Genomic DNA, 13,204 nt, shown 5'->3' with positions numbered 1-13,204 from the left:
TATGGCAAAAGAACGCGAAGGGGAGGGGCCAGTATGGAAAAATTTCAGCTCGATGAATTTTCAGTTGCCATCTTGCCTCCTGCAACAACTTACCATCCAGTAGATGGAAGAAAATACACATTAATTATGTCAACTGATGAAACAAACAGCCATTTGGCGATAGGTTATAAATATGAAATGAGTTTGCTTCATTCAGAGAATAAAAGCATGCTAACAGCAGAATGGAAGCCAAGTCTCGGTGAATATATTTTGTCTGGAAAAATTCATCCAGGCATAAAGCAAAGCAGCAATTCAAACCGCAGCCATCAAACACAGCCAGAAGTCACCAAGGCTGTATCAATGATCGTAAAAGCGGACAAAGATTTATTTGCACATGTACCTTGGCTTCTGTATGCGCCTATTTATATTGAAACTGAATCCAATATTCATAAATACAGAGCCATTCAGTTTTTGGGAGTCCCAAAGCAGTATTTAATTTTATAAAAGTTCCTAAGACCTTCGAAGTACTGGAGGTCTTTTATTCTTGTCGGCGTTTTTTGGTTCCGCTGTCTGATAGACACCATCCTACAACATCGTGTAAAATTACATAACACGATTATATTGAAGGAGTTTTTCAGTTTTCAGCAAAAGAAAAAAACAGGGGAGGGTATGTATGGAATATATACGTGATTACGCAATGTATGCGTCGATATTCGGTATGTTTAGTTTTTGCTGGTTTGGCTGGGCTCAGGAGAATCCTCGCCCGAACTGGCGCATATTTCTTGGGATTGCTTCTGGAGTTGCGCTTCTAGTGTGTCTTGTTGGCGTTTATTTAAGTATAACCAATTGGCATGCAGCGTCTGCTTTATCAGAAAAAACTAAGTTCAACACCTATTTAATCACTGTCTATATTGAATTCATTATTGCTGGTATTGGGGCTGTTGTCCTAATCAAACGGAAACTGAGTGATTATGTCGCACCCTGGATTGCTTTTATTGTAGGGATTCATTTTATTGCGCTTAAATCGGTTTTCAATGACAGTAGTCTTTATATTTTAGCGGGGTTACTAGTTGCTGTCTCCATATTGTCATTATTTATATCTCCAAGGCTTAAGGTCGCAAACAGCGCGATAACAGGAATTGGCACCGGTGTAGTTCTACTCTCATTTGCTTTGCTCGGTTTAATCCGATTCATATCTGTTTAAGAGTTTTTAAGTTTGAATATTAAGATTAATTATCGGTGATTAAGATCATTCATGTACTTTGGTGTATTTAGTCCCAGATGTATCGACGAGCGTATCTCGGTACAATTACTGGCGCTTTTAACCCCTGAATGAATTTGAGCGAAACTATGAATTTTGAAGCAATTATGCAGACTTGAAGTCTTCGTAAGGAACGTACTAAAAGCATATCCAAGGTGTGTTGCCCGAGCCACTTTTTGACGTGGCGAACAGGTGCTAGCACAGAAAATAAATCAACATTAGGTAACTACGATACCATGTACTAGCGTTTTTTATGCGCTTTCTAATTAATGTGAAGTTGAAGTAACTTTATCAGAGACTGATTGCAGATAAATGGATTGCTAGAATGAAGTTCGTATTGTAGAAGTCAAAAGAGACAAGAAAAATTTTGAGCTGTTGTAAAAACAGCAAAAAAACTTTTCTTGTCTCAATAACAAGTATACTTAATAAAATGAGACGCAACACATATTAAATATAACTAATATGTGTTGCGTTTTACATTATTTCGTCTTGATTAAGTATATTTTTGATTTCTAGTTTACTTCCTATAATTTATATTATGTCAACTAAAAAATCCAAGTGTAATAGCAACTTCATTCCTTGTACAAAGACAAAAATGTTTGTATAAAAACGACATAAAAGTCTGTACAATCAAGACAATAATATTTTTAATACCCCGTTACATTTCCTTTGCTATTTAAACTAATTATTTGAATGCGGCATTTTTGTAATTATAAGTGGGTTATTAAGATTTACATTTGGAATTTGTTGTGGCTCGCTTTTATTGGGCATTGATTGAATGTTTTTAGCTTCAGATGGTAATGGGTCACCCACGGATTCCATTATGATGACTTTTCGTTTGAATTGTTTTTTACCTATGTATGACGAGCCTCTAAATTGCTCCTTTACTCGTGATTCTTGGACGACATTATAACAACCACTTAAGAAAGAACTCAATACTAGAGGTAATAAAACCCAAATTAGTTTTTTTATTTCCACTCACTCCCCTACTTAATTCGTATTACCGTAAGTTTAACAATAAAGTTGGATCATAACTATCCACTCATAATGTTGACTGTTTGGGTAAAAATTAATTAATGATGAAACAACAAAAATGGGGTGAAAAATTTGTATGAAGCAACTAAAAATCGACATAAGATCATTTTTTTCTTAATATTATTATTTTTATTTAACAGTTCAAGTGTTGTTGCAGCTACAAAAGACGATGTTTTAGCTACTGTTGTGAATTTCCTGGAGGCTCAAAAAAATTGTAACGCTGTTGGCATGATTAATAACTCACAGTATTTCCTTAAAATAGAGAATCTAAAGGAGTCTTATACAAGGTTTTGCAACGAAGATCTTTTGCAGGAAGCTAAAATCACTAATCTTAGTCTGATTAATAACGATATAGCACTCGTATCTATCCAATCAACACATAAAAATAGAATTAATGTAAGAACTTCACCCGTAATTAAGGTTGATGGACAATGGAAAATCGTATTAGGTATACCACCATCGGGCGTAGTTAGTAAAAATGATTCAGATAAAGCTGATAAACAAGGGGAGATTAATCAGCTTTTTAAAGACTATGTTAATGCAATAAGGGAAAACGATACGGCCAAAATAAAATCACTTATTAAAGTTGTACCTGATTCCAATACTGAGAAGATCGAAAAACATTTAAAGGGATTAAGTCAGCAGCCAGTACCACAAGTAAATACATCCGGAATAAGTATGATTTCAGACTCATTTGCGGTTATTGAAGCCGAAAATAAATTTCCAAATCATAGCTATACACAAAAGTTAGCTGTCTTTAATGAAAACGGGCAATGGAAGATTATTTTTGGACATCCATTAACAAATTCTTCTATCCCAAAGAATGGTAATCCCGTTTACATTAAATGATTCTAGAGTTACAACAGGCACAATCCGGCCTGTTGTAACCCACCGAATCATTCTGTTGTTAATTGGCCTCCAAGCCTCCACGTAAAGCGATATGTTTGATGAGAAATAATTTTGTTTAAAATATAATTTATGCTACCGATGTTAAGTTCCAAGAAATAAAATTAATAACCAATGCGTGAACCATCTGTTATTTCCATCATTTTTATGAATTACTTTGAAATATTTTGAAATATACAAATATTATTGTTTTTAGTATAGGTTGTACATATTTTAAAATCAATGTTTTTCTATGAGTTTTTGTACACACTTTTTTGTCCCTTTACATTCCTTGACGCCCATAAAAAAATGACTTCGTATTGTATAGACTTTCCTGCCCTCAGACTGCAACTGTGTAAAAGGACATGAAAGTCTAAGTCTTGTTTTAGGATAAAAAGTTAAAACCTTCCTTTCCATAAACAACAAAAACACAGGACTTGATCCTTGTCACAATATAAGTGTTCTTAAAATCTCAAGTCCTTTTTATTTCCTCAAATGCTACCATAGCAGATATTACATAAGCCCCATGATCTTTATTCTACAAAGCCATTTTTTGTAAAGTTATTTAAAATTCTCTTTTCTCATAAAAATTTAGAGAGATAAAATATGAACAAATCATAATCAGGATAAGTAAAACTACGAATATCATTGAGACGACAGTATCAGATTTATCACTAAAAAAAGTGATGATATCTTGACTCAACATCAATTTATTGTTTTTACTTAAATAACTAACCAAGCCAGTTCCTCCAAATACGAATACGAAGAAAATAATTAAGTTCGCCATTTTTGATTTTAAATAGCCGTACTTAAAAATTAATGGAAAAGAAATTGAACAAAAAATTGTGACAGTAATCATTGCACTAATCAACACTGTTAAATCAAACGGGATCGCAAATGGAAGCTTTAGTATATTTACAATCAAATTGATGAGGTAAAACCCCAAAGTGGCATACGCAGCATAAATATAAATTGACACGTATTTTGATAAAACGATCGTAGTCTTTTTGATTGGCAGGCTTATAAGGATGATATCACTATTATTCTTATCTTCTAATGCACTAGCTCCTAACACCAGTTGATATGTTATGGCTAAAATGCCAATCGTTAATCCAGCAGCTCCAAGACTTGAAAGTGTGAAGGAAAAAAAGAGGATTAGTAGAACAGATAATTTTAAGGCTCTTTTTTGCATCAAAATGTCTTTTTTAATAAGATGATACATGACGATCATTCCTTCTTGTATAGAAAATCATAATATCTTCTAGTGTTGGTTTTTCAATCATTGTGGAATCACCAAATTGTTTGATGACTTCCTTTTTATTTTTTAACAATGCTTCAAATCCAAAATCATTTTGTTTTAGGCCAATGGTGTTTTCGTGATGAACAATATTTAATTGTTTCTTACTCCCCTTTACGATACAGTGTTCCTCTAAAAGCTCATCCTTCGTTTTGCTTAATATAATTTGGCCATTGTGAATTAATGTAATATAATCTGCAATTTTGTCTAAGTCAGAAGTAATATGGGTAGAAAAGAAAATAGATTTGTTTTCATCTTGTAATAATGATTGCAAGATATCCAATAGTTCAGATCTTATAAGTGGATCTAATCCTGAAGTTGGTTCGTCCATTATGAGCAGATCGGCATGATGTGAAAGCGCAATGGCTAAAGAGAACTTCATCTTCATTCCTTTAGACAAATGCTTGATTTCTTTATTTAAAGGCAATTCAAAGTCTTGGGCGTATCTTGTAAAAAGTTTCTCATCCCATCTAGTGTAAAACGGACTTATGACATCTTTCATTTCTTTTACTGTTAATTCTTCGTAAAAGTGATTTTCATCATAAACAAAGCCGATTTTGTCCTTTATTGCTAAATTATTTTCATCATTGTCTAAACCAAAAATCTTTATTATCCCATTATCTTTTTTTATTAAATTCATAATTAGCTTGATGGTAGTGCTTTTTCCAGAGCCATTAGGTCCAATGAACCCCATTATGTACCCTTTTTCAAGGGTGATATTAATCCTTTTTAAAGAAAAATCCTTGTAGTTTTTTGATAAATTTTTGATCTCCAGAATTTTACTCATTTTTTCACCCCTCATATATTATTTGGATTATCTCTTGCAGCTCTTCCAAAGTAAGGCCAACCAATTTCGCTGAATCGACTGCTTCTGTCATTATTTCTTCAATCATTTTTACTTTTGTTTCACGAAATAATTCTTTGTTGATTGTTGCGACATATGAGCCTTTTCCCGCGACGGTAACGATAAACCCTTCTTTTTCTAATTCGTCATAAGCTCTTTTTGTTGTAATCACACTTATTTTTAGTCCCTTTGCCAGATTCCTAATGGATGGGAGTGATTGTGATTCTACCAAATCTCCCTTTACGATTTGTTCTTTTATTTGATTTGCTAACTGTAAGTAAATTGGTTCATCTGAAGAATTTGAAATAATGATATCCACTGCATAACATTCCTCTATTCGTTATAACTGAATATAAACAGTATATACAGTTATAACGCTTGTGTCAATCCTCTGTAATGAGGATAACTTCCATTTCATTGGTAAATGTTCTGAAAGCCTCGATTTGCAAGGGTACTCGTAAGAGCGATAAAACAAATTTTTGGTACTTTTTTCACACATCCTTTATCTACCAGCTGCGCCTTATTTCCATTTCTTTTGTTTACATTATAAAATAGAGTTATCGAACCATTTGCATCGGCTAAAAATCATGGAAATCATTGAAACAATGTTAGGAGGTTCCTGTTTGAAATTTTTTAGAACGTTGTTTATATTTTTGCTCATTGCAGGATTCATTTTATATAAACTGGGAAATGAGCATGTTGTGGCGTCTGTTCAATCTGTTATCAATTATGTTCACACATCCGTTGAGCAGGTCAAAGAGGAGCCTGAAGTTGCTAATACCTTTGCACAAATAAAAGATCGTCTTCAATCCTTAAAAAAAGAAATTAAGGGCATAGAGAATGATGATCAACAGGAGCAAGTGGAAACACCTTCGTTAAAAGCACCCGAGGAACAAACATTTTCAGTACACAATATCGAAATTGGCGATACAAAGGCTGAGGTTGAAAAACAGGTGGGGAAAGAAAAGCGGGCATCTTATAATGAATATGGAGTCAAATGGTACACCTACCATGAAAATTATCATAATTTCTTCATGGCTGCTTATGATGAACAGGGAAAAGTTGCTGGGTTATATACAAATCAGGACTTGGTTTCATCAAAGCATGGAATTAAGCTAAATGATTCAAAAGAGTCAGTTGTTCAAAAGCTTGGAGAGCCTGTAAAAGGGATAAGAAAAGGATTGGTCACGTACCAAGTCCAGAATAATGGCGAATATAACATCTATGAACAGGACAATGGTTATGTGACAGTGTTTTTTGATCAGCATAAAAATGATACAGTGACAGCTTTACAAATCATCAGCAATAGTCTTGAACAGGAGAGGAAAGATTTCTTTGCTCCGGGAACTCAGGAATTAAAAAGTGGCTTCGAGTATCAATTATTTGATCTCACTAATGCAGCAAGAGTGAAACACGGCTTCCCAGCTTTATCCTGGGATGATCACGTAAAGTTGACTGCACGCGGACATAGTACGGATATGGCTGATAAAAATTACTTCAATCATGAGAATTTAGAGGGCCTCTCCCCTTTCGATCGATTGGATCAGGATAGTATCTCCTATTTGGCGGCTGGAGAAAACATTGCAACCGGACAGGTAAGCAGTATTTTTGCCCATGAAGGTTTAATGAATTCTATAGGACATCGGAAAAATATTTTGAGCCCAGACTACACTGCCTTAGGAGTTGGTGTCGCCTTTGATTCTGATTCCAGACCCTTTTATACAGAAAATTTCATTGGAAAATAATACAAACACCCTATATTCAGCTCTAAACAGCTAGATATAGGGTGTTTGTACCTTATTTAAAGATCGCTTTAATGACCTCGTCTTGGGACATATCGCTATCCACTTCATAGGACCCCGGACGCAACTTATTTTCCACTTTTTTCTTTTCAACCGCTTTGGAAAATTTGAATGCATCATCAACGATTTTGGATTTCACAAGCATTCTGCCCACATCGATACTAGTCATTCCGTCCGTGACATTAATCACTACGCGGTAAACGACTTCTTTCTTGTCTTTTTCTTTTGCAGGTTTTTCTTCTTTTTCTGCAATTGCTTTTGCTTCTTTTAGATTTTTATTATACTCTTCAGCCGTCTGTACAATATAGCCGGAGGACTCCAGGTCAGTGATCATTTCTGCTTCAGATGGCTTGCTTTCCTTAATTTCTACTTTTTCTGTTGTTTTTGCAGGAGCTTTTGAAGCTTCGCCTTTTACTGAAAAATAGGCAGCACTGGAAACGGTAGTGGCCAGAAGGACTCCGGCCGCAAAGCTGGCCAAAGGATTAAATTTCATTTGTAACCTTGCTCCTTTCGTTCTTCTTTGTTATGTAAGGAGCTATAATTTGCCTGATCTCATTTTCTGATGCATTTTTTTGACCCGCTATGTTTTCAATTGAATATTTCCGATTGTACAAATCCAACACTTCACGTCTGAAAATTCTTTCCTCAGCGGAAATCGGGATGTTAGATTCATTTGTGATAATTTCTATATCAAGTTCCATTTTCCGAATTGATTCTTTAATATCTTTTATCTCATTCATAGTGGATATATGAATCATATCAATTTCTTTCAATTCCTCTTTGGAGGCCTTGCGTCCTTTAATCCCCGACATTATCAGCAATAAGGCAGAGGCAACAAACAAGCCCCCCAATGTCCATTCCATCAAGTTAGGGTCTCCTCTCCATGTATAATTTGTTCCAACTATTAATTATACATCCATAGATTCAAATTTTCGACTAGATTATGATAAATATGACCAAAGTCGGGTATGATTTACAAATTTCATCCAGATGAACTCATCTATATTGAAAACCTCCGCAATAAAATGCAGAAACCCTTACGCTTATGAAGGGTTTCTGCATTTTTGTATATTAGGACTTTTTTAGTGGTTCCTCAAATACATACGAAGGCGTTTTCAAATTCATTTGATATTTTATTTATCTTCAGGTTCATCACTGCCGCGATAACGCTTATATGGCAGTGGGTTCCATACACGGTATTCAATTTTATCAGCACGTAGCGCCGGAGGAATATCCTCAAGAATTTTTTGGGCAACTTCAAGCTCGCGTTGAGATTCTTCTTTGTCCTGATATAAAAATTCGTCAGATGCTGTTTCAGGAGCCTGCTTCACCTTTTCTTCCAAATCTTCTACAACCATTTCTTGCTGTTGACGCAAGGCTTCGCGGGATTCTGTAACCCATTGTCTCTGAATATCACGATCCGCATCCCCGACATACGTATACTCTTCATAAATGTCCTGATAAATTCGGTCTGCGTTCAAGCGAACATCCAATGTCGCCGCTTCCAAATCCCGCATAGTCAGTTCCTCTGCTGTGAGGTTCTCACGACGGTATGTTCCACCGAGGCGTGTAGCTTCCAAATAGAATGGGAACATGCTTTTAATTGTTTTACCCACTGGAGAGATAGATCTTTGATCCTCGTCTAAGCCTTTAGGCTGTATTCCCTGCATAGCGATCCGGCTTGATTCAGGGCGAACTACTTCTTTTGGCGGCATGATGCCGTGACGTAGCATTTCTCTAATACCGGTTCCAGATATTTTCAGACGGAAACGATCATCATGGAAACAAGTTTTTTCAGTTGCATGATTTGAGCAGCGAGTACAATAGAAAACCTCATGGTACAACTGAATATTAATGCCTAATTCTTCTGGAGAAAACTGATCGAAAATCGAGTGGCTCGCGTATTTATCATAATAATCCCCGACACCGGCATGGTCACGGCCGATGAGTGCATGCGTGCAACCGAAGTTTTTCATAATTAATGCATGTAAGACAGTTTCGCGCGGGCCAGCAAAAATATACGTAACCCTTAGTGGAGCAAGCGAGACTCTCTCTTTTGGATAATAGGTATCTAAAACACTTCGGTAAGACAGCATGCGAAACTCATTTCTCGTATACTCACGTTTAGCCATTTCTACTAATGGCTGCACTAACAAGCCATCAACTGTCTCTAAGGCATTCTTGTGAATATATTCATGTCCTCTATGAAGCGGGTTTGCACCAGTAATGAATCCGCCTACTGAACGAAATTTCTTTTCTTCGTAAAAAATTCTCCATGTATCCTTTGGTTCCAAGCGAATTTTTTCAAACGGTCCCCAATCTACCCTGCGTAAAAGTGTGATGGGTCCCCCTAATGCTATGTCCCCCATTCTGCGGAAAATCGAATCTACACCTGGGTGGTTGCGATCCGTTGTTCCGAACAATTGGGCAGCTCGCTCTTCTTTGTTATAAGAGAAAAGATCTTCTATCTTTAAGATGGCCACGGGCTCTTTTGTTTCATCTGCTAATGCTACTTCATCGCCAACAGAAAGAGAAGCAACAACTTCTTTATTTCTGTTTCCAATCGGTGCAAAGCTGAGCGGAACCGGCCAGACTACCCCACTTTTCAATCGGCCTTCATAAAGTACTGACTTATAGTCTGCCTCATTCATAAAACCTTCATTGGGCGATAGAACGCCAGTAGCGATCATTTCAAGAGTGATGACAGCTTCTAAATCAACCATAATGGTGGGCAGCTCTCTGGCTCTGATTAGCTCTTCTTCTCGCTCTTTGCCTCTCAATACTCTGTCTACCAGCTTTCCGCCATGTGGCTGTTGCGGATAATTGGTGAAGTCCTCGGTTTTTGCAACTGCAATTTTTTGATCCATGCTCTTCTTCCTCCCATTTCTTCTTCTAGCATCTTTTTACAATGGTGAAGATTTTCCCCAATCGACCATTCAATCTATTATTTTATGAAATTTCAATTCATTGAATTAAGCACTAAGCAAGTGATGCCCCCCAGATAAATGTAAACGCTTATACAAATAAAAAACAATGACCTGTAAGGTATTGTCGAAAAGGGATGTTCCATTGTTGTATAACAGATTATGAATTTATTATATAATCACTACACTCAAATTACAAGAAAATTAATAATAGAAAAGCAACGGAGTGCCAGCAACTCTAATCATGATAACGATTTCTATGAGACATGTTCCTAAAATTAAGTGTAGGATATGCCAATTTTCACCAAAATCCTTAAAAGGTGATTGATTAGAAGTCCTTTATATTCTAGCGCAACAGACGATTTCCCAATAAAACTACGTTTCTTATTGAAAAACAATCAGAGCTGACAAAGGTTATTTTTTCAATATTATTAGAATATTTGAGCAAAATATCTCCTTGTTTAAAAATAATAAGTGGAAACGCCTCTCATCAAATATGCTTTGGCGTATGTGCGCCAAAATTGTATGGAGCTTCGCTCAATATATTCCTCTGAAGTATGGCATCCACCGGCGCTTTACCTTGATTCAGCAGGGTTCGAACCCCCATTGAATGGGCAATTCATTTCATTCGGAGTTTGATAATGGCCAAATGATGATTATTATGATTTTGCCAGTCTATGTATAAAAAAGTCGACACAAACTTCTTCATGGTACCTTACAATCCCCCACTCGGATCTATACGTATTGATCCAAGCGGGATAGACATTTTTAATACGATTTTAGTTCCTCATTCAACTTTTTTGCTGATAGAAACGCTACTTCATCCTGCAGCACTTCATTCGGTTTATTGCCTTGGCCGATGATGTATCCACCGAATGACATGCCGACAAATTCAAAGATCCAGCGAAATTGATCAATCAAAGCTAAACCTTTGATATGGGGCTGATCTCCTCCAACCGCAATGACATAGGCCTTTTTAGTGCTCATTCTCTCTTTGAAATCTGGAAACCTCGGATCCCTCAAAGTTTGCGACCAGCGATCTATGAAATTTTTCATCAACCCTGACATGCTGTACCAGTATATAGGTGTCGAAAATAGTATAATATCGCTTTGTTCGACTTCCTTCATAATCGTGTTATAATCATCGTCTACATCATCAAAGCCGTGTTCCGCATGCCTACCATCAACTATCGGTTTAATGGTAAATTCTCTTAGGTAAACCTCTTTTACATTTATCCCGGCAGTTGCCTGTTTGGTTAAAATCTCTGTATTGCTCGATGGTCTGCTGCTTCCGTACAGTACGAGCATTTCGCTCATTGAACGTCCCTCCTCTTATTTCAATAGACTCGGAATCACTTCAGTATCAACGTTCCCTCCCGAAATTAGCGCGACAATCCGTTTGCCTTCAGGGCTCCTTTTCATCGCGCCTGCAACCGAGACTGCACCAGAGGGCTCGATCAACTGCTTCATTCTTGTTAATACATAGGTAAAAGCTTGCTTGATTGACTCCTCTTCAACCAGTACGATATCATCGACATAATGTTGAACAATTGGGAACGTCAACTCACCAGGTATGGAAGTTCTTAATCCATCGGCAATCGTTGAACTTCCGCCAATATTGATCCTTTTTCTTTCCTTAAGTGATAGATAGGTGTCGTTGGCAATTGCCGGCTCCACCCCGATAACTCGGATGTTTGGGTTCGATTCTTTAATCGCGGTAGCAATACCTGAAATCAAACCTCCGCCTCCGATGGGAACGTATACTTCATCAATCTCATCCAGTTGGTCAACAATCTCCAACCCCGCAGTTCCTTGCCCAGCCATAATAAAAGGGTCGTCATATGGGGGAATAAACACACCGTTTCTGTCTTCGCAGATTTGTTTGGCTCTTTCAATCCGTTCTTCTGATGTCGTCCCGCAAAACTCAAGATTTCCGTTATAGGCCATAATGGCATCCCTTTTGCAAGTGGCGGCATCTTCAGGTACGACGATAGTAGATGAAATTCCAAGCTGATTAGCTATGTATGCTACGGCCTGGCCATGATTTCCAGATGAAGCGGCAATCACATGTTTCGTATTTCTCTGTGCCTCATAAATGACCTTATTAGAGGCGCCGCGGATTTTAAATGCGCCGGTTTTTTGGAGATGCTCACACTTGAAGAACAATTCATTGCCAAGATCTTTGGAAATTGTTTCTGAAGTCATGATGGGGGTTTTTTTCACACTGCGAGCTATTCTTTCCCTAGCTTCTCGTATCAAGTTTAAATCAATCATCCACTGTATCACCCTTTATTTTTTATTTTTCACAAATACCGTTCCAAAAACCTTGTAATTGACAATCAATTTGGTGCTCCAATGAGCCGCCCCGTACAAAATGATAAATAAAAGAACAAGGGGTTTGAAGACAATCCACAGAAAAATCCAAAGTAGTATGGCAGCCCATGGCTTAAGTTTTGAAAAAAGTTTGGATGGTAACAGAACAAAACGATAAATTTTATATTGTTTTTGCAGCACTTCCAGGTATTCGACGCGTGTTTGTGGGTTTTCAGGATCAAGACGCACAGCATTTTCTAAAAAATTGAGTGCTTTCCCATACTCGCCTCTTTGATCTGCTGCCCAGCCCAAATATAAAAAGATCAAAGAATTATCGGGATCCAATTCCAATGAAAGCTTTTCTATTTCAATAGAATCTTGCTTATTCCCTAGCAAACTTTGAACATAGCCATAATTGGCAAGATATAAAGCATTATGCGGATCTAATCTCAAAGCATGTTCAAAGCTTTCCTTTGCTTGATGAAATTTTCCTTGTTGATTGTAAATATTTCCATCTAAAAAATAATAATAACTGTTTTCAGGGAAGAGGCTGATTGCTTCCATGATGTTTTTCTTAGCAGCCTTCCAATTCTGCTGGGTATAAAGCGTACCTGCTCTAACTTCCCACCCCAGCGGATTTTCAGGATCTTTTTTCAGCGCTTCCTCGGCCCAATGAAGAGCCTTTTTGTATTCGTCCATTTCCAAAAAAATTTTCCCCAACAACGCATAGCCATCCGGATCATCTGGGTACAATTTTATATACGCTTCTGTTTCTTTAATAGAATCTTGATACCGATTCCATTCTAGCAGCTGAACCGCCCTTTCAAACTGTGAGTATTGGAGACTTTCATTCAACGAGGCTCA

General features: G+C 37.0%; 13 protein-coding genes. 4 read left to right on the top strand and 9 right to left on the bottom strand.

The features are described 5' to 3' along the window. Positions 1 to 33 precede the first annotated feature (33 nt). From H9631_RS08325 to H9631_RS08310, 3 genes are all read left to right on the top strand, one after another. Complete coding sequence (locus H9631_RS08325; protein WP_191811718.1) at positions 34 to 483, top strand: staygreen family protein; 450 nt, start codon at positions 34 to 36, stop codon at positions 481 to 483. Positions 484 to 652: 169 nt separating this feature from the next. After that, entirely contained in the window at positions 653 to 1,183 is a 531-nt protein-coding gene (locus tag H9631_RS08320) for a hypothetical protein (RefSeq protein ID WP_191811716.1), read from the top strand. A 1,164-nt stretch (positions 1,184 to 2,347) separates the two neighbouring features. After that, positions 2,348 to 3,124, top strand: a complete 777-nt coding sequence (locus tag H9631_RS08310; RefSeq protein ID WP_191811714.1) for a hypothetical protein — start codon at positions 2,348 to 2,350, stop codon at positions 3,122 to 3,124. Positions 3,125 to 3,725: 601 nt separating this feature from the next. On the opposite strand, the gene H9631_RS08305 is transcribed toward H9631_RS08310, so the two are convergent. Genes H9631_RS08305 through H9631_RS08295 form a run of 3 tightly spaced genes read right to left on the bottom strand, consistent with a single transcriptional unit; the run spans position 3,726 to position 5,620 of the window. Continuing rightward, a complete protein-coding gene (locus H9631_RS08305) occupies positions 3,726 to 4,382 on the bottom strand; it encodes an ABC-2 transporter permease (RefSeq protein ID WP_191811711.1) in 657 nt (218 codons plus the stop codon). Further along, positions 4,366 to 5,244 (bottom strand): ABC transporter ATP-binding protein, encoded by an 879-nt coding sequence (locus tag H9631_RS08300; RefSeq protein WP_191811709.1) that lies wholly within the window; start codon positions 5,242 to 5,244, stop codon positions 4,366 to 4,368. Before H9631_RS08300 ends, H9631_RS08305 begins: the two co-directional genes overlap by 17 nt. 4 nt (positions 5,245 to 5,248) lie before the next feature. Next, positions 5,249 to 5,620, bottom strand: a complete 372-nt coding sequence (locus H9631_RS08295) for a GntR family transcriptional regulator (protein ID WP_191811707.1) — start codon at positions 5,618 to 5,620, stop codon at positions 5,249 to 5,251. Between the two features lie 304 nt (positions 5,621 to 5,924). On the opposite strand from H9631_RS08295, the gene H9631_RS08290 reads away from it, so the two are divergent. Continuing rightward, entirely contained in the window at positions 5,925 to 7,046 is a 1,122-nt protein-coding gene (locus tag H9631_RS08290) for a CAP domain-containing protein (protein WP_225220939.1), read from the top strand. Positions 7,047 to 7,098: 52 nt separating this feature from the next. Here the strand turns inward: H9631_RS08290 and H9631_RS08285 are convergent, their stop codons facing one another. The 6 genes from H9631_RS08285 to H9631_RS08260 form a co-directional block, all read right to left on the bottom strand. Then, positions 7,099 to 7,596 (bottom strand): aminodeoxychorismate lyase, encoded by a 498-nt coding sequence (locus tag H9631_RS08285; RefSeq protein ID WP_191811705.1) that lies wholly within the window; start codon positions 7,594 to 7,596, stop codon positions 7,099 to 7,101. Continuing rightward, positions 7,586 to 7,966, bottom strand: a complete 381-nt coding sequence (locus H9631_RS08280) for a hypothetical protein (RefSeq protein ID WP_191811761.1) — start codon at positions 7,964 to 7,966, stop codon at positions 7,586 to 7,588. Before H9631_RS08280 ends, H9631_RS08285 begins: the two co-directional genes overlap by 11 nt. Positions 7,967 to 8,236: 270 nt before the next feature. Beyond that, complete coding sequence (locus H9631_RS08275) at positions 8,237 to 9,970, bottom strand: sulfate adenylyltransferase (protein WP_191811703.1); 1,734 nt, start codon at positions 9,968 to 9,970, stop codon at positions 8,237 to 8,239. A gap of 825 nt (positions 9,971 to 10,795) precedes the next feature. Further along, positions 10,796 to 11,344 carry a flavodoxin family protein gene (locus tag H9631_RS08270; RefSeq protein ID WP_191811701.1) on the bottom strand — a complete coding sequence of 183 codons (549 nt, stop codon included), beginning with the start codon at positions 11,342 to 11,344 and terminating at the stop codon, positions 10,796 to 10,798. A 15-nt stretch (positions 11,345 to 11,359) separates the two neighbouring features. After that, entirely contained in the window at positions 11,360 to 12,301 is a 942-nt protein-coding gene (locus H9631_RS08265) for a threonine ammonia-lyase (protein ID WP_191811699.1), read from the bottom strand. Positions 12,302 to 12,316: 15 nt separating this feature from the next. Beyond that, positions 12,317 to 13,195, bottom strand: coding sequence for a tetratricopeptide repeat protein (locus H9631_RS08260; RefSeq protein ID WP_191811697.1), 879 nt, complete (start codon positions 13,193 to 13,195; stop codon positions 12,317 to 12,319). Between the last annotated feature and the right edge of the window lie 9 nt (positions 13,196 to 13,204).

The sequence above is a fragment of the Bacillus norwichensis genome (genome assembly GCF_014836955.1).
GTDB classification, from domain to species: Bacteria; Bacillota; Bacilli; order Bacillales; family Bacillaceae_C; genus Siminovitchia; species Siminovitchia norwichensis.
This window is presented reverse-complemented; position numbering and strand designations above follow the sequence as displayed.